At 76.6% G+C, this 24,254-nt stretch carries 22 protein-coding genes and 1 pseudogene; 15 read left to right on the top strand and 8 right to left on the bottom strand.

Annotation, left to right across the window (positions count from 1 at the left end):
- A pseudogene (locus tag FS882_RS21455) lies at positions 1–321 on the bottom strand (hypothetical protein); the annotation flags it as partial.
- A gap of 140 nt (positions 322–461) precedes the next feature.
- Positions 462–1,778 (bottom strand): DUF3866 family protein, encoded by a 1,317-nt coding sequence (locus FS882_RS20365; protein ID WP_158376023.1) that lies wholly within the window; start codon positions 1,776–1,778, stop codon positions 462–464.
- 34 nt (positions 1,779–1,812) lie between these two features.
- Between FS882_RS20365 and FS882_RS20360 the strand changes: the two genes are divergently transcribed.
- The 10 genes from FS882_RS20360 (at position 1,813) to FS882_RS20315 (ending at position 13,880) form a co-directional block, all read left to right on the top strand.
- A complete protein-coding gene (locus FS882_RS20360; RefSeq protein WP_158376021.1) occupies positions 1,813–2,892 on the top strand; it encodes a helix-turn-helix transcriptional regulator in 1,080 nt (359 codons plus the stop codon).
- Positions 2,885–3,856: a helix-turn-helix transcriptional regulator gene (locus FS882_RS20355; protein WP_158376019.1), complete on the top strand. Its 972-nt coding sequence runs from the start codon at positions 2,885–2,887 to the stop codon at positions 3,854–3,856. Before FS882_RS20360 ends, FS882_RS20355 begins: the two co-directional genes overlap by 8 nt.
- A 17-nt stretch (positions 3,857–3,873) precedes the next feature.
- Entirely contained in the window at positions 3,874–4,215 is a 342-nt protein-coding gene (locus FS882_RS20350; RefSeq protein ID WP_158376017.1) for a hypothetical protein, read from the top strand.
- Positions 4,216–4,322: 107 nt separating this feature from the next.
- Positions 4,323–4,631, top strand: a complete 309-nt coding sequence (gene tatA / locus FS882_RS20345) for a Sec-independent protein translocase subunit TatA (RefSeq protein WP_158376015.1) — start codon at positions 4,323–4,325, stop codon at positions 4,629–4,631.
- A 39-nt stretch (positions 4,632–4,670) separates the two neighbouring features.
- Complete coding sequence (tatC, locus tag FS882_RS20340; RefSeq protein ID WP_158376031.1) at positions 4,671–5,462, top strand: twin-arginine translocase subunit TatC; 792 nt, start codon at positions 4,671–4,673, stop codon at positions 5,460–5,462.
- Positions 5,459–6,385, top strand: coding sequence for a diacylglycerol/lipid kinase family protein (locus FS882_RS20335; protein ID WP_158376013.1), 927 nt, complete (start codon positions 5,459–5,461; stop codon positions 6,383–6,385). The genes tatC and FS882_RS20335 overlap by 4 nt, the downstream gene beginning before the upstream one ends.
- A gap of 9 nt (positions 6,386–6,394) precedes the next feature.
- A complete protein-coding gene (locus FS882_RS20330; RefSeq protein ID WP_158376011.1) occupies positions 6,395–9,268 on the top strand; it encodes a DEAD/DEAH box helicase in 2,874 nt (957 codons plus the stop codon).
- A gap of 64 nt (positions 9,269–9,332) precedes the next feature.
- Positions 9,333–10,952 (top strand): amidohydrolase, encoded by a 1,620-nt coding sequence (locus tag FS882_RS20325; protein WP_158376009.1) that lies wholly within the window; start codon positions 9,333–9,335, stop codon positions 10,950–10,952.
- A 571-nt stretch (positions 10,953–11,523) separates the two neighbouring features.
- Entirely contained in the window at positions 11,524–13,089 is a 1,566-nt protein-coding gene (gene lnt / locus FS882_RS20320; protein ID WP_158376007.1) for an apolipoprotein N-acyltransferase, read from the top strand.
- Entirely contained in the window at positions 13,086–13,880 is a 795-nt protein-coding gene (locus FS882_RS20315) for a polyprenol monophosphomannose synthase (protein WP_262348444.1), read from the top strand. The genes lnt and FS882_RS20315 overlap by 4 nt, the downstream gene beginning before the upstream one ends.
- A gap of 66 nt (positions 13,881–13,946) precedes the next feature.
- Here the strand turns inward: FS882_RS20315 and FS882_RS20310 are convergent, their stop codons facing one another.
- The 3 genes from FS882_RS20310 to FS882_RS20300 form a co-directional block, all read right to left on the bottom strand.
- Complete coding sequence (locus FS882_RS20310; RefSeq protein WP_147793582.1) at positions 13,947–14,291, bottom strand: RNA polymerase-binding protein RbpA; 345 nt, start codon at positions 14,289–14,291, stop codon at positions 13,947–13,949.
- A 287-nt stretch (positions 14,292–14,578) separates the two neighbouring features.
- Entirely contained in the window at positions 14,579–15,676 is a 1,098-nt protein-coding gene (locus tag FS882_RS20305) for a glutamate--cysteine ligase (protein ID WP_262348443.1), read from the bottom strand.
- An 80-nt stretch (positions 15,677–15,756) separates the two neighbouring features.
- On the bottom strand, positions 15,757–16,047 hold the full coding sequence (locus tag FS882_RS20300; RefSeq protein ID WP_158376005.1) for a DUF4287 domain-containing protein: 291 nt from the start codon (positions 16,045–16,047) through the stop codon (positions 15,757–15,759).
- Between the two features lie 114 nt (positions 16,048–16,161).
- Between FS882_RS20300 and FS882_RS20295 the strand changes: the two genes are divergently transcribed.
- Together FS882_RS20295 and FS882_RS21225 are read left to right on the top strand one after the other, a co-directional pair.
- A complete protein-coding gene (locus FS882_RS20295) occupies positions 16,162–16,776 on the top strand; it encodes a shikimate kinase (RefSeq protein ID WP_158376003.1) in 615 nt (204 codons plus the stop codon).
- A gap of 201 nt (positions 16,777–16,977) precedes the next feature.
- On the top strand, positions 16,978–17,445 hold the full coding sequence (locus FS882_RS21225; RefSeq protein WP_187365406.1) for a hypothetical protein: 468 nt from the start codon (positions 16,978–16,980) through the stop codon (positions 17,443–17,445).
- Between the two features lie 24 nt (positions 17,446–17,469).
- On the opposite strand, the gene FS882_RS20285 is transcribed toward FS882_RS21225, so the two are convergent.
- A complete protein-coding gene (locus FS882_RS20285) occupies positions 17,470–17,679 on the bottom strand; it encodes a helix-turn-helix domain-containing protein (RefSeq protein WP_158376001.1) in 210 nt (69 codons plus the stop codon).
- Positions 17,679–18,158: a DUF2975 domain-containing protein gene (locus tag FS882_RS20280; protein WP_154730029.1), complete on the bottom strand. Its 480-nt coding sequence runs from the start codon at positions 18,156–18,158 to the stop codon at positions 17,679–17,681. Before FS882_RS20280 ends, FS882_RS20285 begins: the two co-directional genes overlap by 1 nt.
- A gap of 121 nt (positions 18,159–18,279) precedes the next feature.
- Here FS882_RS20280 and FS882_RS20275 point away from each other — a divergent pair, with 121 nt between their 5' ends.
- From FS882_RS20275 to FS882_RS20265, 3 genes are all read left to right on the top strand, one after another.
- On the top strand, positions 18,280–19,782 hold the full coding sequence (locus tag FS882_RS20275) for a PQQ-binding-like beta-propeller repeat protein (RefSeq protein ID WP_158375999.1): 1,503 nt from the start codon (positions 18,280–18,282) through the stop codon (positions 19,780–19,782).
- 39 nt (positions 19,783–19,821) lie between these two features.
- Positions 19,822–21,003 carry an epoxide hydrolase family protein gene (locus tag FS882_RS20270; RefSeq protein WP_158375997.1) on the top strand — a complete coding sequence of 394 codons (1,182 nt, stop codon included), beginning with the start codon at positions 19,822–19,824 and terminating at the stop codon, positions 21,001–21,003.
- Positions 21,004–21,139: 136 nt separating this feature from the next.
- Positions 21,140–23,500, top strand: coding sequence for an ATP-binding cassette domain-containing protein (locus FS882_RS20265; RefSeq protein WP_158375995.1), 2,361 nt, complete (start codon positions 21,140–21,142; stop codon positions 23,498–23,500).
- 26 nt (positions 23,501–23,526) lie between these two features.
- On the opposite strand, the gene FS882_RS20260 is transcribed toward FS882_RS20265, so the two are convergent.
- Entirely contained in the window at positions 23,527–23,931 is a 405-nt protein-coding gene (locus FS882_RS20260; protein WP_158375993.1) for a RidA family protein, read from the bottom strand.
- Positions 23,932–24,254 lie beyond the last annotated feature (323 nt).

Raw genomic sequence — 24,254 nt, 5'->3', positions numbered from 1 at the left:
GGCCTCGGTCAACCGCTCGGACGCCGGCAGGCCCGGGTCCAGGAACTCCGCGACCACCGCCTCGGATGCAACCGCGGGGGCGCCGGGGTCGGCGGCCGCGGGAGAGAGGGAAGCGGGAGAGGAGACCGCGGGTACGGCGGGCGCCGCCGCCCCGGCACCCGCGTCCGTGCGCGGCGGTACCGGCTGCCCGGTCCCCGCCACGGGGTCCTCGCCGCGGGCCGTCCCGCCCTGCCCGCAGGTGCAGCCGCATCCGCACGCGAGCACGATCCGGTCCGGCTCGGAGCCGGGTCCGGGAGCGGGTTCGCGCAGGTCAGCGGGCATGTCACCACCCTACGAACCACCACCGACACCCCTGCGTGACCGCCATCGGTCCTGGGGACGACGCCGCCGCCGACGCCTGTGGAGGACTCGCCGCCCGCTCTGCGGCGCGTGGACCGCTCCCGGAACTCAGCGGGCGGGGGTCACCGCGGGGTCGATCGCACCCCGCGGGCCAGCCGGGCCGCGTGCACGCCCGCCGCCGCGGCGGCGAGGAACGCCGCCGGGTCCTGCGCGAGCCCACGCCCCATGGTGGACAGCCGCACGGGCGAGGACCCGAGCGCGGTGAGCAGGTCCGCGCCGGCGGGGACGTCGACGAGCCGGTGCCGCCCGGCGGGCTCGCCGAGGGACCGGGCCTGCTGGGCGACGCGCCGTCCCACGGCTGCGAGGTGCGCGTCCAGGTGCGTCTCCGGGTCGGGAACGTGCAGGCCCGGCTCCTCGCCCGCGCCCGCGGCGCCGACCCGCGTGCCGCCGTCGGAGGCGAACCGCCGGGCCGCGGCCTCCTCGGCGACGGCGTCGGCCGCGCCGGGCGTCGCCGCCGGGTCGAACACCGGCACCACCACGTCCGCGGGCGCCAGCGCGACCCGCCCGTACGCCGTCAGCGAGTGGTGCGACACCCCGAGGTGCCGCTCCCGCGCGTCGGCCCCGGACACGCGCAGCGACGCCACGGGCCGTCCCCCGAGCACGGCGGCGGCGTTGACGGCCTCGCCGGCGGCGACCCCGGAGAACCCCCACCGCGTGCCTGTGCCGAGGTTGCCGGGGCCCTGCGCGACGACGACGACGTCCGCGCCGACGACGTGCCGGGCGGCGAGCAGCGCGGTGTGCAGGGTGACGGCCTCGTGGTCGCCGCCGAACGCCTGGCCGGCGGTGAGGCAGGCCTCGATCCACCCGGCGTCGCGCAGCCCCGCGACGGCCATGGAGAACCAGGCGGGGAGGGCGCCACCGTCGGTCATCACGTAGGCGACGCGCAGCGGCGGCACCCCCGCGCCCGGCCGGGACAGCAGCGCGTCGGCGTACCGGACGCCCGCGACGACGGCGGGCAGCGCGGAGTGCAGGTCGGCGACGACGACGGGCAGGCCGGCGAGGTCGTCGGCGTCGCGCAGGACCTCGTGGTGCGGCGACTCCTGGTCGTCGACGCCGAGCACCATCGCCTGGAGCGGGGTGTACCGGGCCTTCACGAGGTGCCCGGGCCCGGCGGGCGGGTCGGTGGGCAGCCGGTCGGGCGACCCGGGGGCGACGACGAGGGCGTACCCGCCGGTGCCCAGCCCGCGCGCGAGCGCCGACACGTTCAGCAGGACGGCGTCGCCGACCCGCAGGTCCCCGACGAGTGCCGGGTAGGCGAGCGCCCGCACGGTCACGGGATCCGGCCCGGACACGCCGTCGGCGACGACGACGGTCAGCTCCCGGGCCCCGGGCCACGACCGTCCGACCTGCTCCACGATGCCCGAGCGCCATGTGATCACCGGACCACGCTACCGGCCACTACGGTTGTCCCCGATGCCCGAACAGATCCACCCCGCCGAGCGGCTGCTCAACCTCGTCATCGCCCTGGTGCACACGCCGGGCCGGATGACGAAGGAGCAGATCCGCCGCACGGTCGCGGGCTACGGCGACGCCCCGTCCGACGAGTCGTTCGAGCGGATGTTCGAGCGGGACAAGGACACGCTCCGCGACCTCGGGATCCCGGTCGCGACGGTGACCTCGGCGGGCCACGGCGACGACATCGGCTACCGGATCGACCAGGACGCGTACGCGCTGCCCCCGCTGGAGCTGACGTCCGCGGAGCTGGGCGCGCTGTCCCTGGCCGCGGAGTTCTGGCAGGACCGGTCGGTGCGGGCGGACACCTCGCGGGCCCTGACGAAGCTGCGCGCGGTCGGCGCGGGGGCCGGGTCGAGCGACCTCGCCGCCGGTCTGGCCCCTCGGGTCCGCGCGGGCGGCGACGCCTTCCCGCCGCTGCTCGACGCGGTCCAGGCGCGGCAGCGGGTCCGGTTCACCTACCGCGCGGCGAGCACGGGTGAGGTGCGCGAGCGTCTGGTGGAGCCGTGGCGGCTCGTGGCGCGCCGGGGCGGCTGGTTCCTGGTGGGCTTCGACGTCGACCGGGGTGGCACGCGGTCGTTCCGGCTCAGCCGGATCGAGGGCCGGGTGAAGGCAGTCGGTGCGGCCGGGGCGTTCGACGCGCCGACACCGGAGCAGACGGAGGCGGCCCTGCGGTCGTGGGACGTGCGCGACGAGCGCACGGCGGTGCTGGCGCTGCGGTCGGAGCGCGCGGAGGCGCTGCGGGCGCGCGGCGTGCCCGCGGAGCTGCCCGCCGACGCGTCGCCCGCGCTGCGGCAGGCGGTCGCGGACCGGGACCTGGTGCGGGTGGCCTACCGCGCGACCTGGGAGCTCGCGGAGGAGGTCGCGGGCTACGGCGACGCCGTGCTCGTGGCCGAGCCGCCTGAGCTGCGCGAGGCCGTGCTGGGCCTGCTCCGCGTGGCCGCGACCCTCGACGGCTCGGACGGCACGGACGGCTCGGACGGAGCGGACGACCCGCACGACGCGCACGGCCCGACCGGCGAGGAGGACCCCCGTGGCTGAGCGCGCGAGCGAGCGGCTGCTGCGGCTGCTCGGGATGATCGGCTACCTGGACCGCAACGACGGCGTGTCCGTCGAGCAGCTGGCCGAGCACTTCGGGGTGACGCCGGCGCAGGTGATGGCGGACGTGGACACGCTCTGGATGAGCGGCACGCCCGGCTACTACCCGCACGACCTGATCGACTTCGACGCGGACTCCTACGACCGGGGGGAGATCCGGCTGACGGAGGCCCGGGGGATGACCCGGCCGCTGCGGCTGGGCACCCGCGAGGCGGTGACCCTGCTCGCGGCGCTGAGCGCGATGGTGGCCGACCTCGGCCCGACGCTCGACCCCGAGCAGGCGGAGGTGCTGCGCTCGACGCTGGCCAAGCTGACGGCGGCGACGGGGGAGGCGGCGGGCGCGGTCGACGTGCGGCTCGCCGTGGACGGCCGGCCGGAGGTGGTGGCGGCGATCCGCCGCGCGCTGGCGACCGGCCGCCGGCTGCGCATCCGGTACGTGAACGCGTCGGACGTGACGAGCGACCGGGACGTGGACCCGCTGCGCATGACGACGAGCGACGAGCGGTCCTACCTGCAGGCGTGGTGCCTGCGCGCGGGCGACGAGCGGCTGTTCCGGCTGGACCGGGTGCTGGCGGCCGAGGTGCTGGACGCCCCGGCCGAGCCGCACCCGGGGGCGGGCCGCGGCGCCACGGCGGAGTTCCGGTTCGACCTCGCGGGCGACGTGGCGACGCTGCACCTGCGCAGCACGGGCCGGTGGGTGGCGGAGACCGTGCCGGTCGAGGCGGTGCGGAACCTCCCGGACGGGTCGTTCGAGGTGGACGTGCGGGTGGGCCAGCGGGCGTTCCTGCGCAGCCTGCTGCTCCAGGCGGCCGACGACGTCCTGGGCGTCCGCCCGCCGGAGGTGGCGCGGGACGTGGCGGCCCGCGCGCGGGCGGCCCTGGCGGCGTACGGCCCGCTGGCGGGCTGACGGGATAGGTTGGCCCGATGGTCTGGGTGGTCGTGTGGTCGGTGCTGGTCCTCGGCACGCTGGTCGGCGCGTTCTTCCTGGGCCGCGACCTGTGGCGCCGGTTCCGCGCGCTCGTCGCGGAGCTGCAGGAGGCGTCCGCGGTGCTGGGGCAGCTCGCCGAGCACGTGTCGACGATCTCCGAGCAGGCGCAGGAGGCGGAGCGCGCGGCCCGCGCGGCCCGGGAGGCGGTGCTGCTGCCGGACCCGGAGGAGGCCCGGGACCGCTGGGCGGTGCTGCGCGAGCAGGCGGCCGAGCGCCGGGAGCGCCGTCGGGAGCGCGACCGCCGCACCCGCGAGGGCTGGCGCGCCTACACGCGCTGACGCGCGTCCCGGACCCGCCACGCACGCACCGGGACGGGGTCACCCGGCGCGGGGGTTGCGCCGGTTAGGATCGGACGGGTCAACGTCTCCCGTCCGACAGGATCGTCATGAACGCCCTGAAGCCCTGGCACATCGTCGTGCTGCTCGTCGTGATCCTCCTGCTGTTCGGGGCGCGCCGGCTGCCGGACCTGGCGAAGTCCGTGGGCGAGTCCCTGCGCATCTTCAAGCGTGAGGTCAAGGACCTGGCCGAGGACGAGCCGCGCACCGCGCCGACCCCGCCGCCGACGGCCGCCCCGGCTCCGCCGCTCGCGCAGGGCCCGGTCGTGAACCCGGCCCCGTCCGCGACCCCCGCGCCCTCGCTCGACCAGCCCGGTCAGCAGCCTCCGGCGAGCGGCAGCACCACCCCCAGCGCCTGATCCGTGGCGCGCAAGAGACGGCCCGACCCCGAGGGCCGGATGCCGCTGCGCGAGCACCTGCTCGAGCTCCGGAAGCGGCTGTTCCTGGCCGCGGTCGGCCTGGCCGTCGGGGCGGTCGCGGGCTGGTTCCTGTACGAGCCGGTGTTCGAGCGGCTGCAGCAGCCGCTGCTGGAGACGGCGGCGGGGCGCGACGGCCGGGTGTCGGTGAACTTCGCCGGCCTGGCCAGCGCGTTCGACATGCAGATCAAGGTGTCGCTGTTCCTGGGCGTCATCGTGTCCAGCCCCTGGTGGCTCTACCAGCTGTGGGCGTTCATCACGCCCGGCCTGACCCGTCGGGAGAAGCGGTCGGCGGTCGGGTTCCTGGCGGCCTCGGTTCCGCTGTTCCTGGCCGGCGCCGCGCTGTCCGCGTGGACGCTGCCGACCGCGGTCCGGGTGCTGACCGACTTCACGCCGGAGGGCGCGTCGAACTTCATCGACGCGCAGGCCTACCTGAGCTTCGTCATGCGGTTCGTGCTGGCCTTCGGCCTGGCGTTCGTGCTGCCGGTCGTCATGGTGTGCATCAACCTGGTCGGCCTGGTGCGGGCGAGCACCTGGGCGAAGGGCTGGCGGTGGGCGGTGCTGCTCGCGTTCGTGTTCGCGGCGGTGATGACGCCGACGCCGGACGCGATCACGATGATCGTGATGGCGCTGCCGATCTGCGGGCTGTACTTCGCGGCGCTGGGCGTGTGCGTGCTGCACGACCGGCGCGCGGACAAGCGGCTCGCGGCGGCCGAGCACGCCCGCGACGCGGAGGGCCTCGGCGGGGCGGCGGACGGGACGCTCGCCACGTGAGCCACCTCGGGGTCGTGGTGAACCCCGTGGCGGGCAAGGGACGCGGGACCGGCGTGGGGGCGGCGGTGCTGGACGCCCTGCGCCGTCGCGGGCACCGGGTCGAGGACCTGACCGCACGGGACCTGCGCACGGCGACGGCACACGCCCGGCGTGCGGCGGTGGCGGGCCTGGACGCGCTCGTGGTGGTCGGCGGCGACGGCCTGGTGCACCTGGGCGCGAACGTGGTGGCCGAGACGGACCTGCCGCTGGGCATCGTCGCCGGTGGCACGGGCAACGACGTCGCGCGCGCGCTGGGGCTGCCCCGCGGGGACGTCGCCGGGTCGGTGGCGGCCATCGAGCGCGCGCTGCTGGTCGGCCCGCGGGCGGTCGACGCGGTGCGCGTCGGCTCGCCGGCGCAGTCGGCCCGTGAGTGGTACCTCGGCGCGCTGTCCTGCGGGATCGACGCCGCGGTGAACGCCCGTGCGAACGCGATGTCCTGGCCGCGCGGCTCGGCCCGGTACGTGCGCGCGCTGGTCCCCGAGCTGCGGGCGTTCCGGCCGTACGGCTACCGGCTGACCACGGACGAGGGCGTCTGGGAGTCGGCGGGCACCGTGGTGGTCGCGGCCAACGGCCCGTGGATCGGCGGCGGCATCCGGGTCGCCCCGGACGCGCTGCTGGACGACGGGCTGCTGGACGTCGTGGTCGCCGGCCCGTTCAGCCGGGCGGGCGTCGTGCGCATCTTCCCCGGCATGTACGTGGGCCGGCACGTGCGGCACCCGCAGGTGCAGGTGATCCGCACGAGCCGGGTGCTGGTGGAGCCCGCGCCGCACCTCGGCGGGACGCCGCCGGAGGCGCACGCCGACGGGGAGCGGATCGGCCCGCTGCCCCTGGTGGCGGAGGTCGTGCCGGGCGCCGTCCGGGTGCTGGCGGCCAACCCGACCTAGGGTGGGCGCGTGGCACGACGCAGCACGGCACGCACCCCCGAGCCCGACGAGCTGTCCCCGGCCGAGCGGTACGCCGCCGCTCGGCGCCGGGCGCAGGCCGAGAAGAGCGAGCTCGCCCGGTTCCGCCAGCTCCTCGACTTCCCGCTCGACGACTTCCAGGTCGAGTCCTGCGAGGCGGTGGAGCGCGGCAGCGGCGTGCTCGTCGCGGCGCCCACCGGCGCGGGCAAGACCGTCGTCGGCGAGTTCGCGGTGCACCTCGCGCTCGCCACCGGGCGCAAGGCGTTCTACACGACGCCGATCAAGGCGCTCTCGAACCAGAAGTACCACGACCTGGTCCGGCGGTACGGCGCGGAGCAGGTCGGCCTGCTCACCGGCGACACCACCCAGAACGGCGAGGCGCCGGTGGTCGTCATGACGACCGAGGTGCTGCGCAACATGCTGTACGCGGGGTCGAGCACGTTGGACGGCCTCGGCTACGTCGTGATGGACGAGGTGCACTACCTCGCGGACCGGTTCCGCGGCCCGGTGTGGGAGGAGGTGATCATCCACCTGCCCGACGACGTGCAGCTGGTGTCGCTGTCCGCCACCGTGTCGAACGCCGAGGAGTTCGGCGACTGGCTGCGCACCGTCCGCGGGGACACCGCGGTCGTGGTGAGCGAGCACCGGCCGGTTCCGCTCGGCCAGCACGTCCTGGTCCGGGACGACCTGCTGGACCTGTACGCCGGTCACGTGGACCCGACGGCGCCGGGGAAGAACCCGCCGATCAACCCCGAGCTCGCGCACCTGCTGCGCCGCGCGGAGCGCGCGTCGGACGCGCCGCACCGCGGTCGCCGGGGTGCCGGCGACCGCGGGTACCGGGGCCCCGGCGGGCGCCGGCCGGGCGGCGGACCGGGCGGCGGCGGACCCGGGGGCGGGGGCGGCCCGCGGCCGGTCCCGCGCCCCGTGATGGTGGACGTGCTCGACGAGGCGGGCCTGCTGCCGGCGATCGTCTTCATCTTCTCCCGCGCCGGCTGCGACGCCGCCGTCGCGCAGTGCCTGGCGGGCGGCCTGCGGCTGACGTCCCCGGCGGAGGCGGAGGAGATCCGGTACATCGCCGAGACCCGGTGCGCGTCGATCGCGCCGGAGGACCTGGACGTCGTGGGCTACTGGGGCTTCGTCGACGCGCTGGTCCGGGGCGTCGCGGCGCACCACGCGGGGATGCTGCCGGCGTTCAAGGAGACCGTCGAGGAGGCGTTCGCCCGCGGGCTGGTCAAGGTCGTGTTCGCGACGGAGACGCTGGCGCTCGGCATCAACATGCCCGCCCGGTCGGTGGTCCTCGAGAAGCTGGTCAAGTGGGACGGCTCGCACCACGTCGACATCACGCCGGGGGAGTACACCCAGCTCACCGGCCGCGCGGGGCGCCGCGGGATCGACTCCGAGGGGCACGCCGTGGTGCTGGGTCGGGGCGACCTGGACCCGATGGCCCTCGCGGGACTGGCCTCCAAGCGGCTGTACCCGCTGCGCTCGGCGTTCCGGCCCACCTACAACATGGCGGTCAACCTGGTGGCCCAGGTCGGCCGGGTCCGGGCGCGGGAGGTGCTGGAGACCTCGTTCGCGCAGTTCCAGGCGGACCGCGGGGTCGTCGGGCTCGCCCGGCAGGCGCAGAGCCACGCCGAGGCGATGGAGGGGTACGCCGAGGCGATGACCTGCCACCTCGGCGACTTCGGCGAGTACTTCGCGCTGCGCCGCGAGCTCTCGGACCGGGAGCGGGGCGTGCACCGCGCGAGCGCGGCGGCCCGCCGGCAGCAGGCGGCGGCGAGCCTGCAGGGGCTGTCGCTCGGCGACGTCGTCGCGGTGCCCAGCGGCCGGCGGTCGACGTACGCGGTGGTGGTGGACCCGGGGACGCACGGCGGGTTCGAGGGCGCGCGGCCGATGGTGCTCACCACCGAGCGGGAGGTGCGCCGGCTGTCGGTGCAGGAGGTCGGCGACGGGATCAGGGCCGTCGGCCGGCTGCGGGTGCCGAAGGGGTTCTCGCCGCGGGCCGCCTCGCACCGGCGCGACCTCGCGGCGACGCTGCGCGGCGAGATCAACGCGGGGCGGATCACCGGGGTGGCGCCGAGCCGCCGGCGCGGCCGCCCGGTGGCGGAGGACGAGGACGAGGCGATCGCCGCGCTGCGCCGGGAGCTGCGCGCGCACCCGTGCCACCAGTGCCCCGACCGCGAGGAGCACGCCCGCTGGGCGGAGCGCTGGTCCCGCCTGGAGGGCGAGCACCGGGCGCTGGTCCGTCGCATCGAGGGCCGGACCGGGTCGATCGCCGTCGTGTTCGACCGGATCTGCGAGGTGCTCGACTCCCTCGGCTACCTGGCGACCGACGACGAGGGCGGCACGGTGGTGACCGACGAGGGCCGCTGGCTGCGCCGCATCTACGCCGAGAACGACCTCCTGCTCGCCGAGTGCCTGCGCCGCGGCGCGTGGGCCGAGCTCGACGTGCCCGGGCTCGCCGCCGCGGTGTCCGCGGTCGTGTACTCGGCGCGCCGGGACGACCGGGACCGCAGCCCCGCGGTGCCCGGCGGCCCGTCGAGCCGGCTGGGGATCGCGCTCGACGCCACGACGCGCATCTGGTCCGAGCTCGACGACCTGGAGAGCGCGCGGCGCATCGAGTCGACGCAGCCGCTCGACCTCGGCCTGGTCGCGCCGGTGCACCGGTGGGCGGCCGGGCGCGGGCTGGACGCGGTGCTGCGGGACGCGGACCTCGCCGCGGGCGACTTCGTGCGCTGGTGCAAGCAGGTCGTCGACGTGCTCGACCAGGTGGCGAAGGCGGCCCCCGACGCGCGGCTGCGGGAGACGGCGCGCAAGGCCGTCACGGCGGTGCGCCGGGGCGTCGTGGCCTACGCCGGCACCTGACCCGGGCCGGCCGGGTGACGGACGCCGGCGGGTCCGTGGTGACCTGCCCGGTTATCGTTCCCGCGTGAGCACCACCCTGTACCGGGGCGGTGCGGTGGTGACGCCTGCCGTCCTCGCCGCGACCGGCACCCCCGACGCGCCCTCGGCCCTCCTGGTGTCCGACGGCGTCGTCGCCTGGGTCGGTGCCGCCGACGAGGCGGACGGCCTGGCGGACGCCGCCGACGAGGTGGTCGACCTGCGCGGCGCGCTGGTGACCCCCGGCTTCGTCGACGCCCACGCGCACGTGCTGGACACCGGCCTGGCCCGCGCGGGCGTGGACCTGGCGGGGTGCGGGTCGCTCGCCGCGGCTCTGGCCGCCGTGCACGCGGCCGCGACCGGGGCGGTCGGCCGCCGGCTGGCCGCCGAGGGCTCCCCGCTCACCGGCTGGGGGTGGGCGGAGGACGCCTGGCCCGAGGGCCGGCCGCCGACGCGGGACGAGCTCGACGCGGCCGCCGGCGGGGCGCCGGTGTACCTCGGCCGGCTCGACCTGCACGCCGGCGTGGTGTCGACGTCGTTCGCCGAGGTGCTCGGGCTGGCGACGCTCCCCGGGTGGCGCGCGGACGGGTTCGTCACCGGCGCGGCGCACGCCGCCGCGCGGGCGGCCGTCCGGGACCTCCCGGCGGACGCGCGCGAGGCCCGGTGCCGCGGCGCCCTGGAGTCCGCGGCGCGCGCCGGGATCGTCGCCGTGCACGAGCAGAGCACCCCGGAGTCCGACACCCGGGCGGGCCTGGCGGCGCTGCTGGCGCTGACGGCGGACCCGGCGTCGGCGCTGCCGCAGGTCGTGGGCTGGCGCGCCGAGCTGTGCGAGACGGCCGACGACGTGCGCGCCCTCGTCGCCGCGGTGCCCGGCCTGGCGGGCGTCGGCGGGGACCTCGCGGCCGACGGGTCGCTCGGCAGCCGGACCGCCGCGCTGCGCGCCCCGTACGCGGACGCCCCGGACGGGTGGCGGCACCCCGCGGGGCGGCTCGACCTCACCGCCGAGCAGGTGAGCAACCACGTGGCGTCCGCCACCCGCGCCGGGGTGCCGGCGGCGTTCCACGTCATCGGCGACCGGGCGCTCGACGAGGTGCTGCTCGGGTTCCGGGTCGCCGCCGAGGTCGAGGGCGTCGACGCCGTGCGCGCCGGCGGGCACCGGCTGGAGCACGCGTCGATGCTCGACGCGCCCGCGCTGGCCGCCCTGGTGCTGCTCGGGCTCACGGCGTCCGTGCAGCCGGCGTTCGACGACGCGTGGGGCGGGGACGACGGGGCCTACGCGGCGCGGCTGGGCCGGGGGCGCGCCGCGTCCCTGCACCCGCTCGCCGACCTGCGGGCGGCGGGCGTGCCGCTGGCGTTCGGGTCGGACAGCCCGGTGACGCCGTTCGACCCGTGGGGCGCCGTGCGGTCCGCGGTGCGGCACCGGACGCCGGACCAGCGGCTGCCGGTCGCGGCGGCGCTGGCCGCGCACACCCGCGGCGGCTGGGCGGCGGCGCGCGAGCCCGCAGGCGACCTCGGGGTCGGCGCCGCCGCGCACCTGGCCGTCTGGCACGTGCCGCCGGGCACCACCGGCCCCGGCGGCGTGCTGCCCGGGCTGCGCCCCGACGAACCGCTGCCGGAGTGCGTGCGCACGGTCCGCGCGGGGGTGGTCCTGCACGACGCCCTCGGCTGAGCGCGGGCCCGCGCCCGACGCCCGGGGCTCGCCCGGGCCGTCGCCCGCCGCCTGCGCGCCGCCCGCGCACCGCGCGCATCGCCGGGCCCGGGGCCGCCCCGAGGAGCCTGCGTCGCGCGGACGGGTGAATCCGCTGCTCCGGGCGGGGTTCCGTGTCACCCGGTCGGGGCTCCCGGGTGCGTGGGAGGGGCTCCCGGCGACACGCCGGACGACACGCCGAACCGTCTCGACCATCTGGACAAATCCGACACCGCCCGACGCGCTGCGCGACCTGCGCGGATGCCGCTGGGCGGCCCCGCGGGACCCTTGACAGCCCCTGCCGGTTCGATAGGTTCTCGGGAGTGGTCCGGCGAAGGCGCCGCTCGGTGAGCGCCTCAGGGGGCAGGACGTCCGGGCCACGTCGGGCTCCGACCAGGCCCGCGTGTTCACTAGAGAACGGGCGCCGCCCAGGCGGTGTCGTGCGGTACGAAGGACACGCGGGCCGGTCGGTCGGCTCCCACCCCCGGTGCGGACGCACCGGCGTGGTGCTGCGCGGCACCGACCGGACAGGTCGGTGCCGTACCCTGGCGCGGTGCCGCTCCGTGACCCCTCCCGCTGGTGGAGCGCGGTCCTGGCGGTCCTCGGCGGCCTGCTGACCTGGACCGCGTTCCCGGACCTGGGCTGGTGGTACGCCGCCGCGCCGGGCATCGCCCTGCTGTTCCTCGCGATGCGCCGCGACAGCGCCCGGTGGAACGCCCTCGTCGGATGGCTCTGGGGGCTGGCGTTCTTCGTGCCGCTGCTCACCTGGGCGGACGTCGCGGTCGGGGTGGTGCCGTGGATCGCCCTCTCGGTGGCGGAGGCGGGCTTCGTCGCCCTGTTCGGCGCCGCCTGGTCCTGGGCCCGTCGCGGCGAGGCGGTGTGGCGCCGCGCGTCGCTGCAGCTCGTCGTGTTCACCGTGCTGTGGGTCGCGATCGAGGAGCTGCGCGGCATCTGGCCGTTCGGCGGGTTCCCCTGGGGGCGGCTGGCGTTCTCGCAGGCGGACTCCCCGGCGCTGGCCCTCGCCCGACTGGGCGGGGCGCCGCTGGTGTCGGCGGCGGTGGCCGCCGCGGGCGCGGCGCTCGGCCTGGCGTGGCTGGCCGCGCGCCGGTTCGCGCTGCTGCCGCTGCTCGGGCGGGTGGCCGTGGCGGTGCTCCTGGTGGTCGCGGGGCTGCTCGTGCCGACGGACACCCGCGCCGAGGACGGCCACCTGACGGTCGGCGCGGTGCAGGGCAACGTCTCCGAACCCGGGCTGCACGCGTTCGACAACCGGCGCGAGGTGCTCGACAACCACCTGGCCGGCACGTACGCGCTGCTCGACCAGGTGGAGCCCGGGGACCTCGACCTCGTGCTCTGGCCGGAGAACGGCACCGACATCGACCCCGAGGTCGACGCCCAGGCCGCCGCGGACATCGACGCCGCCGCCCGGGCGGTCGGGGCGCCGATGCTCATCGGCACGATCCAGTACCCGGAGTCGGGCGGCCGGTACAACACGTCGCTGCTCTGGGAGCCCGGCGTCGGCCCGGTGGCCTCGTACTCGAAGCAGCGGCCCGCGCCGTTCGCGGAGTACATCCCGCTGCGGGACCTGGTCCGGCCGTTCTCGTCCGCCGTCGACCTGGTGCGCAACGACATGCTCGCGGGGACGGAGCCCGGCGTGGTGCCGCTCGAGTCCGAGCGCCTCGGGCGCACGGTGCAGATCGGCGACGTCATCTGCTTCGAGGTCGCCTACGACGGCATCGTCCGCGAGGCCGTGCGCGAGGGCGCCGAGGTGCTGGTGGTGCAGACCAACAACGCCTCGTTCGGGTTCTCCGCCGAGTCCACGCAGCAGCTCGCGATGGCCCGGCTGCGCGCGGTCGAGCTCGGCCGGGCGACCGTCCAGGTCAGCACGGTCGGGGTCAGCGCCGTGATCGCGCCGAACGGCGCCGTCGCGCAGGACACCGACCTGTTCACCCCCGACCAGCTCGTGGCCCGGCTGCCGCTGCGGCAGTCGCTGACGCCCGCGGCCGCCCTCGGGGGCTGGCCGAGCGGCGTCGTCGGGGCTCTGGCCGTCGTGATGACCGCCGCCGGCATGGCGGGCGCGCGGCGGGTGCGCCGCGACGACCGCCCGGAGGGCGCGGCGTGACCCCCGGTCGTCCCGCACCGGCCGGGCGGGTGCTGGTCGTCGTCCCGACCTACGACGAGCGCGACAGCCTGCCGCGGGCGCTGGCGGCCCTGCGGCTGCACGTCCCGGACGCGGACGTGCTCGTGGTGGACGACGCGTCCCCGGACGGCACCGGGCAGCTCGCGGAGCGGATCGCCGCCGCCGACGCCGCGGAGCGCGGCCGCACCGCCATCCACGTGCTGCACCGCGCCGGCAAGCAGGGGCTCGGCACCGCGTACGTCGCGGGGTTCCGCTGGGCCCTCGACCGGGGGTACGACGCGGTCGTGGAGATGGACGCCGACGGCTCGCACCGCGCCGAGGACCTGCCGCGGCTGCTGGACCGGGTGCCGGACGCCGATCTCGTCATCGGCTCGCGCTGGGTCCGCGGCGGGCGGGTGGTCAACTGGCCGCTGCACCGCCAGCTGCTGTCCCGCGGCGCGAACGTGTACGCCTGGCTCGCGATGGGGCTGCCGGTGCGCGACGCGACGGCGGGTTTCCGGGTCTACCGCGCGGGCACGCTCGGCACCCTGGCGCTGGGCGAGGTCGCCTCGCACGGGTACTGCTTCCAGATCGACATGGCCTGGCGGGTGCTCAAGGCCGGCGGCCGGGTGGTCGAGGTGCCGATCACCTTCGTGGAGCGCGCGGAGGGCCGGTCGAAGATGAGCCGGTCGATCGTGGTCGAGGCGCTGGTGCTCGTCACGGTGTGGGGCGCGCAGGAGCGGGCCCGCCAGCTGCGCGACCTCGTGCGCCGGGCGGCGGGCCGCCGGCGCTGACCCCGGGGACGACGACGGGCCCCGCACCCGAGGGTGCGGGGCCCGTGCACGGCCGTCCCGAGGTGCTCAGGCGCTCCGGCGCAGCTTCCCGGCGCGGAGCAGGTCGAGCCGCTCGTCCAGCAGCTCCTCGAGCTCCTTGATGGTGCGGCGCTCCAGCAGCATGTCCCAGTGGGTGCGCGGGGGCTTGGTGGCCTTCGGCTCCGGCTTGGACGCGTCGCGCAGCAGCGCCTCCTCGCCGCACCGGCACTCCCACACCACCGGGACGTCGGCCTCGACCGAGAACGGCAGGATGATCGTGTGCCCGTTGGGGCAGTCGTAGTACGCCTGGAGACGCGGCGCGAAGTCGACGCCCTCGTCCGTCTCCATGCTGTGGGACCCGATGCGCATACCGCGCAGGGACCGGTTCGACATCAGGGACCTCCGTGCCTTGACTTGCAGACGTATCGCTTGTTCGGCGGGTTCAACGTCCGGGGACCGTTCAGTGTTCCAGTCTGGCGTGAAGGTCCGGTGAACGCGCGGCGAGGGCGGGCGGGTGACCCCGGGCGGAGTCGGCGCGGGACACCGTCGGCGCTGGTCAGGGCGCCGCGGCCGTGGTGTCGCGTGGGTCACGCCGGGTCGTGCTAGGTCGTGCTGGGCCGTGCCGTGCTGGGCCGGGCGGTGCCGCGGCGGCACCGGGCGAGCCCGGGCCCCGGCGTGCGTCAGCCGAGCGTGCTGCGCACCGCGCGCCGCACGAGCTCGGCGTCGTCCGCCCCCTCGTGCCGCCACCGCCGCTGCTGCTGCGCGCCGTTGCCGCGCCGGAGCAGCGCGTCGAGGTGCTCCCGGACCCACGCCAGGTCGCCGGTGCGCTCGAGCGCCGGGGTGACGTGCCGCACCAGCTCGTCGACGGCCTGCGCGGCGCGCACGGGTCGCCCGGTGCCCGGGCTGACCAGGTCGCCGGTCAGGCCGGAGCGCGCGGCGCGCCAGCCGGCCACCCGCACCTCCTCCGCGCGGGGCTGCGGGCCGGGCTCGGTGGCGCCGTCCAGCGCGGTGTCGGCGAGCCCGCGCACCAGCGCGCCGAGCAGCACCGCGTCCTCGGGGTCGAGGCAGACGTCCGCGACCCGCACCTCGACGGTCGGGTACCGCGCGGACAGCCGGGCGTCGAAGTAGACCATCCCGGTGTCGAGGATGGTCCCGCTCTCGACGAGGGACCGCACCGTCTCCCGGTACGTCGCGGCGTCGCCGAACGGGGCGGTGGCGCCGGCCGTCGGCCAGCGGCCCCAGACCTGCGACCGGAAGCTCTGGTACCCGGAGTCGTCGCCGCGCCAGAACGGGCTGTTCGCCGACAGGGCCAGCAGCACCGGGTTCCACCGGCGCAGGTGGTCGACGACCCGCACGCCCTCCTCGTCGTCGGCGACCTCGACGTGCACGTGGCAGCCGCAGGTGAGCTGGTCGCGCGCGGTCTGGGCGAACGCGGTCGCGATGTCCTGGGCGCGGCGGTTCACCACGACCGTCGGCTCGACGTCCTTCGGCGACGTGGCCAGCGCGGCGATCCGGGCGCCCGCGTGCTGCGCCGAGGAGTCGGCGCGCCACCGGCCCGCGCGCACCTCCTCGAGCAGCGACCCCAGGTCGGTGCACGGGTGCGTCGACGTCTCCACCTGCTCCTGGGCGAACTCCTTCTCCAGGTTGCCGCCCGGCTCGCCCGCGTCGTCGCCGTCCTCCTGCGTCGAGGCGTGCTGCAGCACGGCGGCCGCGACCGCCCGCGGCGAGCCGTCCTCCGCGACGAGCAGGAACTCTTCCTCCACACCGATCGTCCTCACGCGGGAAGTCTGACCGGCGTGCTCGCATCTGTCCTGCTGAGCGGCCTGCCCGGGCCGGGGCCCGGCGCCTGGGCCGAGGGTCAGCGGGGCCTCGTGGCCTTCCCGTCCAGCCAGAGCGTGTCCGAGTCGTCGCGGTGGGTGCCGGTCGTCCCGACGTGCTTGGTGCCGATCTGCGGGCCGTTCTTGATCACGTGCACGAGCGCCATCGCGTGCCCGCGGCCCAGGCCGTAGTCCTCGGCCAGCCAGGCGACGATCGCGCCGGCCTTCACGTCGTCGTCGGCGAGGCCCCGGGCGGTCGCCTCGTCGACGAGGGCGCGGGGGGTCTTGCCGGTCTTCTGCTCGATCGCGTCGAGGTAGGCCTGGAACGACATCGGTCGCGTCCTCTCGGTCCGGCGGGGTGCCTCGGCCGAGTGTGCCAGCGGGGGTCGCGCGGTCCGCGCGGACGCGCCGGTCGTCGGGGGCCACCGGTGCGGCAGACTCGTCCGGTGCCTGCCGCCCGTCCCCGTCGTCGTCCGGGCGACGCGCCCGGCCCGCTGCTGGTGCTCGTCGGCCCGGCCGCCTGCGGGAAGTCCACGGCGGGCGAGGCGGCCGCGCGCCTCCTCGGCGTGCCGTTCGTCGACGCGGACGCGGCCGGCGGGCGCTACTACGGCGAGGTGGGGTGGGACCTCGACCGGCTGGTCGACCGCATCGCGGCGGTGGGGCGGCTCGCCGCCGAGCGCGAGTGGGAGCCCGCCCGTGCGCACGCCGTCGGGCGGCTGGTCGCCGACCACCCCGGCGCCGTCCTGGCCCTGGGCGCGGGCCACACCTCGTACCACGACCCGGTCCACCGGGATGCGGTCCGCGCCGCGCTCGCGCGGGCGGGCGCCGTGGTCCTGCTGCTCCCGGCCGCCGGGCGCGACGACGCGCTGCGGGTGCTGCGGGAGCGGGCGGTCGCGGCGAAGGGCACCGACTGGGTCCGGGACGGCCACGACTTCCTGGCCGGGTGGCTCGACGACCCCGCGCTGCGCGAGCTCGCGACCGACGTGCTGGTGACGGGTGACGAGCCGCCCGAGCGCACGGCCGGGCGCGTCGCCGCGATCGCGCGGCCGGGAGGTCGCTGACCGCCGCCGGGTCGGGGGGCGCGGGGGTCCGGTGCCGTCGTGCGGGCGGGCCCGGCCTCAGTGCGGCAGGGCGAGCGCACCGCGCGTCGGGCCGGTGCCCGCCGGGCCGACGCGTCAGCGTCCCGTGCGGATCGCCGGCCCGGGCGTTCGGGTTCCGTCAGGACCGGGGCCGGTGGCCGGCGAGGCGCGCAGGCTGGCGGCATGAGCACGGCGGCGGGGCGCGGAGGCCGGGCCGGCGACCGGTGGGACGGCGGGCGCGGCGAGGGTCGGGGGGCGGCCGCCCCGCCGGCCGGGGGACCGGCGCGGGGTGATGCCGTCACCGACGACGAGCTCGCCGCGGTCGTGCGGGTGCTGCTGGTCGCGGCGGCGACGCTGCTCGGCGTGGCGGCCGCCGCCCGGTGGCACCTCGGGCCCTGGCTGCCCACCACGGTGGGGGCGGTCGCGGTCGCGGTGCTGGGACGGCGGATGCCCGTGCCGCTGCTCGCGCTCGCGGCGTTCCTGGCGTGGTGCACCGTCACCGGGTTCGCGACCAACGCCGAGGCCGAGCTGACGTTCGGCGCCGGCGACGCCGCTCGGCTGGGGACGTTGATGGCGGCCGCGCTCGTCGGGCGGTACCTGCTCGGCCGGCGGGTCCGGACGCGCGGTGGCGGGGGAGCCTCCCGGGACTGACGCGGTCCCGACCCGCCGGCCCGGCTACTCGTCCGGGACCCACTCCAGCAGGTCGCCCGGCTGGCACTCGAGCACCCGGCACATGGCCTCCAGGGTGCTGAACCGCACGGCCTTCGCGCGGCCGTTCTTGAGCACGGCCACGTTCGCGGGGGTGAGCCCGACCCGCTCGGCGAACTCGCCCACGCTCATCTTGCGGCGCGCGAGCTCGACGTCGATGCGCACGACGATCGGCATCAGATCACCGCGTCCAGGTCGGTGCGCAGCGCGGTGGCCTGGCGGAGCAGCGCCCGCAGGACCAGCAGCACCAGCGCGACGACGGTGACGACGGCGGTGGCGAGGAACAGCAGCATCGGCAGGCCGGGGTCGTCGGCGTGCAGGCCGACCCACACGAGCACCCCGACCAGCACCAGCCAGCCCGCCGCGACGGCCCAGACGATCGCGTCCACCCAGCCGAGCGACGCCTCGGTGAAGATGCGGTCGCGGCGCACCAGGGTCAGCAGCCGCCAGGTGGCGACGATCACGACCTGCACGCACAGCACCCAGAAGATGGTGATCACGGTGGCGGGCCAGCGCAGGGCGGCGTCCTCGGGGTTCTGCTCGGCGAGGTACCGGAACTGACCCGGCAGGGACAGGGTCTGGAACACGACCAGGATCCCGAACAGCACGACGAGGGCGAGGCGGAGCAGGGCGGTGGCCCAGCGGTCGACGGTCATGGGATCGAGGATCGCTCGGAATCTATCGAAAAGCAATAGACGAGTGCAGTCTGCACCGCGCCCGCCCACCGGGAGCACGGAACCCGCCCGCACGACTCGCCGTCCCGCGTAGGTTGCGGGCATGGCCCGCGAGGACGCGATGCAGGAGGTCGAGCTCGCCGCGCCCGCAGCGGAGGGCGAGGCCGGCCCCGGCGGCGCCCCGGCCGGGGACGCCGCACACCGCGCCCGCCGGCGCGCCCTGCTCCGCTGGTGGCCCGCCGCGGTCGTGGCGGTCGGGGCCGTGGTCGCGGTGCAGGTGGTCCAGGACGCTCGGGAGCGGGACCGGGTGGCGGCGGCGCGGGAGGTGCCGGGAGTGGTCCGGTACGACGTCGGGCCCGACCTGCCGACGACAGCCGTCGACGACGCCCTGGTCGGCTCGGTCGGCGAGACCGGGATCGCCGCCGGCGACCTCCGCATCGCGGCCGAGCCGGTCGAGTTCGGGCGGCCGCGCGCGGTCGCCGGCGCGGACGCGGAGTCCGGTGCCGTCACGTGGCGGACGGAGGTCGAGACGCAGGACGACGCCACCGCCCGGCCCACGATGCAGGCACCCGTGTGCTGGGGGGCCGACGGGGGCACCGGCCCGGCCACCCGGGTGCGGTGCCTCGTGACCGACCGCCCCGCGACGCTCACGGGTGGGGGCGGGTGGCGGGAGGACCCGCCCACCCGCAGCCGGCTCCTGACGCTCGACGCCGGCACCGGAGCGGTCCTGCACCAGCGGGACGTCGCCCCGCAGACCGCGGTGGTGGCCGACGAGGAGCTGGCAATCCTGGGCGAGGTGGCGGCGGACGGCGCCGTCCGCGTCACTGCGGAGGACGTCGCCTCCGAGGCGGTCGTCTGGTCGACGGACCTGGGCGGCATTCCGGGAGCCGATCCCGTGTACGACCCCCGCCTCGACCTCGGCGACGAGCGCGTCACGGTCTGGACGGGCGGGCGGGTGCTCGTCCTGGGACGCGCGGATGGTGCGCGCCTGGCCGAGGGCAGCCAGATCTGGACCGGCCGGGACGGCGGGCTGCTGGTGCAGGACGGCGACCCGGGCGCGGTGCGGCTCGCCGGTCACGACGGCAGGGGGACGCAGATCGTGCCGGCCCTGCCCCTCGGGCTCGGCGTCGACGACGGCTCGGCGCGGGGTGTCGAGCTGTTCACAGCCCTCGTCGAGGGCGACCGCACGCTGCGCGGTGTCGACGCGGCGACCGGGGAGACGCTCTGGCAGGCCGGGCTCGACGGGTCGGCCGACAGCTGGCCGCTGCTGCTCGACGGCGTGCTGTACGGGGTGGACGCCACCGCCGCGTGGGCGGTCGACGCGCGCGACGGCCGCGAGCGGTGGCGGACCGCCCGGAGCGCCGGGGAGGACGGTGCGTCCGTCGGAGTCGTGTCGGGCAGCTCGCTGACGCCCGTCACGGACGGCCGGAACCTGCTCCTCGTCGACCAGGTGCCGGGCAGCGAGCCGCAGCTCGTCGCGTGGTCGCTCCAAACCGGGGCGGAGCTGTGGCGGACCGCGCTGCCGCCCGAGACCGGTGGCTGGGTGCACCCGTGGGACGGGGCGCTGTACGGCGGGGCCGAGCACCCCGTGCGCATCGGCGGCTGACCCCTCCCGACGGCGCCGCGCCGGTCCTAGGGTGGCCCCATGCCGGACGCCGAGCACGGCCCCGCGGCCCCCGAGCCGTTCACCTCGCGCACCGACCCCGCGGCGCTCGCGGACCTGCGCGCCCGGCTGCGCGCGACCCGGTGGCCGGACGTCCCCGAGGACGCGGGCTGGTCGGCGGGGGTGGACGTGGCCTGGCTCCGGGACCTGGTGCGCACCTGGGCCGAGGACTTCGACTGGCCCGCCCGGGAGGCGGAGCTGAACCGGCTGCCCCGGTACCGGGTACGGGTGGGCGGGCTCGGGGTCCACGTGGTGCACGCCCCGGCCGTCGCCCCGGCGGGGCCGGTGCTGCCCGTGGTGCTCACCCACGGCTGGCCGGACTCGTTCTGGCGGTACTCCGAGGTCGTCGACCTGCTCGCGGACCCCGGCGCTCACGGCGCCGACCCGGCGGACGCCTTCGACGTGGTCGTCCCCGACCTGCCGGGGTTCGGCTACTCCGACCGTCCCGCGCACGCCCTGGACGCCATCGCCGTCGCCGGGCTCTGGGCCGAGCTGATGACGGCGCTCGGCTACGACAGGTTCGGCGCGGCGGGCGGCGACATCGGCAGCCACGTCACGCGCTACCTCGCGCTCGACCACCCCGACCGGGTCGTGGCCGTGCACCGGACGGACGCGGGCGTGCCCCGGCCGCAGGTCGACCCCGCGACGCTCACCCCGGAGGAGCGCGACTGGCTGGCGGACGTCGCCGGGTGGGTCGCGACCGAGGGCGCGTACGCCGTCCTGCACCGGACCAAGCCGCAGACGCAGGCGGTCGGCCTCACCGACTCGCCCGCGGGGCTCGCGGCCTGGGTGGGGGAGAAGCTCCGGGCCTGGAGCGGCGGCGGCGGGGACCCCGAGGGGTCGCTCACCCGGGACCAGATCCTCACGAACCTCACCATCTACTGGCTCACCGGGACCATCGGGTCCTCGATGCGGATGTACCGGGCCAACGCCGCGATCCCGCCCGAGCAGCTGGCCCGCCGCGTCGAGGTGCCGTCGGGGTTCTCGATCTTCGCCGGCGACGTCCTGAGGCCGCCGCGCGCGTGGCTGGAGCGGACCGCCCACGCGGTGCGCATCACCGAGCCGCCCCGCGGCGGGCACTTCGCGCCGATCGAGCAGCCCGAGGCCTACGCCCGCGAGCTGCGGGACTTCTTCCGGCCCTACCGCGCGGCGCTCGCGGACTGAGGTGACGGCGCGCGGCACGGATGCGTGCCCGGGGACGCCGGGGCGCGGCACCGAGGTCCTTGCGCGCCGTGGCGCGGCCGGTCACGCTGGACCGCCACCACCGCCCACGTCCGCCCCGACCCACCAGGGAGACCCGATGCCGACGTCGCACGTCGCCGACAGCCACGACCTGATCCGCGTCCGGGGTGCCCGCGAGAACAACCTCAAGGACGTGGACGTCGAGATCCCGAAGCGCCGGCTCACGGCGTTCACCGGGGTCTCGGGCTCGGGCAAGAGCTCGCTGGTGTTCGCCACCATCGCCGCCGAGTCGCAGCGGATGATCAACGAGACGTACAGCGCGTTCGTGCAGGGCTTCATGCCGACCCTCGCGCGCCCGGACGTCGACGTCCTCGACGGGCTGACGACGGCGATCATCGTCGACCAGGAGCGGATGGGTGCGAACCCGCGGTCGACCGTCGGCACGGTCACGGACGCCAACGCGATGCTGCGGATCGTGTTCAGCCGGCTCGGCCAGCCGCACATCGGCTCCCCGCAGGCGTTCTCGTTCAACGTGGCGTCGGTGAGCGGCGCGGGCGCGGTGACGTTCGACAAGGGCGGCGTCCAGACCAAGGAGCGCCGGGAGTTCAGCGTCACCGGCGGCATGTGCCCGCGGTGCGAGGGGCGCGGCGACGTGCAGGACTTCGACCTGACCCAGCTCTACGACGCGGACAAGTCGCTGGCCGGTGGGGCGCTGACCGTGCCCGGCTACACCATGGACGGCTGGTACGGGCGGATCTTCGCCGGCAGCGGGTTCTTCGACATGGACAAGCCGATCCGCGACTTCACGAAGCGGGAGCTCGCCGACCTGCTGCACAAGGAGCCGACCAAGATCAAGGTCGAGGGCATCAACCTCACCTACGAGGGGATCATCCCGAAGATCCGGAAGTCGATGCTCGCCAAGGACGTCGACGCGATGCAGCCGCACATCCGGGCGTTCGTCGAGCGGGCCGTCACGTTCACCACCTGCCCCGACTGCGGGGGCACCCGGCTCAACGAGGGCGCACGGTCCTCGAAGGTCCGCGGCATCAGCATCGCGGACGCGTGCGCCATGCAGATCAGCGACCTGGCGGCCTGGGTGCGGGGGCTCGACGAGCCGTCGGTCGCGCCGCTGCTGGAGGCCCTGGGGGAGACGCTGGACTCGTTCGTCGAGATCGGGCTCGGGTACCTGTCGCTCGACCGGCCGTCCGGCACGCTGTCCGGCGGTGAGGCGCAGCGCACCAAGATGATCCGGCACCTCGGGTCCTCGCTGACCGACGTGACCTACGTGTTCGACGAGCCGACCATCGGCCTGCACCCCCACGACATCCAGCGCATGAACGAGCTGCTGCTGCGGCTGCGGGGCAAGGGCAACACGGTCCTGGTCGTGGAGCACAAGCCCGAGGCGATCGCCGTTGCGGACCACGTGGTCGACCTGGGTCCGGGCGCCGGCACCGGCGGCGGCCGGATCGTGTTCCAGGGGACGGTCGAGGAGCTGCGCCGCAGCGGGACCCTGACAGGACGGCACCTCGACGACCGGGCCGCGCTCAAGCCCGCCGTGCGCACGCGGACGGGCGTGCTCGAGGTGCGGGGCGCGTCGTCGCACAACCTCAAGGACGTCGACGTCGACCTGCCGCTCGGCGTGCTCACGGTCGTCACCGGCGTCGCCGGGTCCGGGAAGTCGTCGCTGATCCACGGCTCGGTGTCGAAGCGCGACGGCGTCGTGGCCATCGACCAGGGCGCGATCCGCGGCTCCCGCCGCAGCAACCCCGCCACCTACACCGGGCTGCTGGAGCCGATCCGCAAGGCGTTCGCCAAGGCCAACGGCGTGAAGCCGGCGCTGTTCTCGGCGAACTCCGCCGGCGCCTGCCCGACCTGCAACGGCGCGGGCGTCGTCTACACCGACCTCGGGATGATGGCCGGCGTCGCGACCACCTGCGAGGAGTGCGAGGGCCGACGGTTCCAGGCGTCCGTCCTGGAGTACACCCTCGGCGGCAAGGACATCAGCCAGGTGCTCGCGATGTCGGTCACCGAGGCGGAGGCGTTCTTCGGCGAGGGCGACGCGCGGACCCCGGCGGCGCACGCCGTGCTCGACCGGCTCGCCGACGTGGGGCTGGGGTACCTCAGCCTCGGCCAGCCGCTCACCACGCTGTCCGGCGGCGAGCGGCAGCGGTTGAAGCTCGCGACGCACATGGGCGAGAAGGGCGGCGTGCTCGTGCTGGACGAGCCGACCACCGGCCTGCACCTCGCGGACGTCGAGCAGCTGCTCGGGCTGCTCGACCGGCTGGTCGACTCCGGGAAGTCGGTCATCGTGATCGAGCACCACCAGGCCGTCATGGCGCACGCCGACTGGATCGTCGACCTCGGCCCCGGGGCCGGGCACGACGGCGGCCGGGTGGTGTTCGAGGGCACGCCGGCGGACCTGGTGGCGGCGAGGTCGACGCTCACCGGAGAGCACCTGGCGGCGTACGTGGGGGCCTGACCGGGGCCGGGCTCAGGGGGCCGGACTCAGGGGGTGGGGACCGAGGCGACCGCCTCGATCTCGACCAGCACCCCCGGCCGCGACTCCGGCACCGAGACCACGGTGACCGCGGTGCGACGGCGGCCCCACACGGCGGCGCTCGCCTCGAACGCCGCCGTCGGGTCGACGCCCGCCGTGAGGAAGATCCGCAGGATGGCGACGTGGTCGGCGTCCGTGCCCGCCTCGGCCAGCACGGCGAGCACGTTCCGCAGCGCCTGCTCGGTCTGCGGACCGAGCCCGTCGAGCAGGGTGCCGTCGGCGTCGAGGCCGTTCTGGCCGCCGACGTAGAGCGTGGGGCCCGGGGGCAGCACCATCCCCTGAGCGAACGCGGGGCTGCGGACCATCCCGGGCGGGTCGACCGGGACCGGGCGGGCATCGGGCTGGGCGGACATCGTCGGCTCCCTCCGTCGGAGGACCCCAGCATCCCGCCGACCACCGACAGCGACCAGGGCCGGGTGGGCGCACGTGCACGGGCCGGTGCGGGGTGGGTGCCGGTCACCGGGGGGGGACGCGGTCGAGCCGATGACGCGGTCGGGCCGATGACACGTGCGGGCCGATGACGCGGTGGTGCGCATCGGTGGTGGGCTGGGCCTCGCGCGCGTCAGAACGGTGGTGGTGCGTCGTAGGGGTCGGCCGTCGCGTCGTGGTTGCGGCCGGTGCCGGGTCGGGTGAGGTAGCGGTGCCCGGTGGGGGTGATCCACTCGAACAGCCCGGG

The sequence above is a fragment of the Cellulosimicrobium cellulans genome (assembly GCF_007679345.1).
GTDB classification, from domain to species: domain Bacteria; phylum Actinomycetota; class Actinomycetes; order Actinomycetales; family Cellulomonadaceae; genus Cellulomonas; species Cellulomonas cellulans_A.
Note: the sequence above shows the minus strand (reverse complement) of the source record. Positions and strands in the feature narration are given on the sequence as shown.

Excerpts from the sequence above, each read along its gene's own strand:
- FS882_RS20350 (WP_158376017.1), top strand. The coding sequence starts at position 3,874 with ATGGTCTGGGTGGTCGTGTGGTCGGTGCTGGTCCTCGGCACGCTGGTC.
- tatA (WP_158376015.1), top strand. The coding sequence starts at position 4,323 with ATGAACGCCCTGAAGCCCTGGCACATCGTCGTGCTGCTCGTCGTGATC.
- FS882_RS20280 (WP_154730029.1), bottom strand. The coding sequence starts at position 18,158 with ATGACCGTCGACCGCTGGGCCACCGCCCTGCTCCGCCTCGCCCTCGTC.
- FS882_RS20260 (WP_158375993.1), bottom strand. The coding sequence starts at position 23,931 with ATGTCCGCCCAGCCCGATGCCCGCCCGGTCCCGGTCGACCCGCCCGGG.
- FS882_RS20285 (WP_158376001.1), bottom strand. The coding sequence starts at position 17,679 with ATGCCGATCGTCGTGCGCATCGACGTCGAGCTCGCGCGCCGCAAGATG.
- FS882_RS21225 (WP_187365406.1), top strand. The coding sequence starts at position 16,978 with ATGAGCACGGCGGCGGGGCGCGGAGGCCGGGCCGGCGACCGGTGGGAC.
- FS882_RS20310 (WP_147793582.1), bottom strand. The coding sequence starts at position 14,291 with ATGTCGAACCGGTCCCTGCGCGGTATGCGCATCGGGTCCCACAGCATG.
- FS882_RS20275 (WP_158375999.1), top strand. The coding sequence starts at position 18,280 with ATGGCCCGCGAGGACGCGATGCAGGAGGTCGAGCTCGCCGCGCCCGCA.
- tatC (WP_158376031.1), top strand. The coding sequence starts at position 4,671 with ATGCCGCTGCGCGAGCACCTGCTCGAGCTCCGGAAGCGGCTGTTCCTG.
- FS882_RS20270 (WP_158375997.1), top strand. The coding sequence starts at position 19,822 with ATGCCGGACGCCGAGCACGGCCCCGCGGCCCCCGAGCCGTTCACCTCG.
- FS882_RS20265 (WP_158375995.1), top strand. The coding sequence starts at position 21,140 with ATGCCGACGTCGCACGTCGCCGACAGCCACGACCTGATCCGCGTCCGG.
- FS882_RS20360 (WP_158376021.1), top strand. The coding sequence starts at position 1,813 with ATGCCCGAACAGATCCACCCCGCCGAGCGGCTGCTCAACCTCGTCATC.
- FS882_RS20300 (WP_158376005.1), bottom strand. The coding sequence starts at position 16,047 with ATGTCGTTCCAGGCCTACCTCGACGCGATCGAGCAGAAGACCGGCAAG.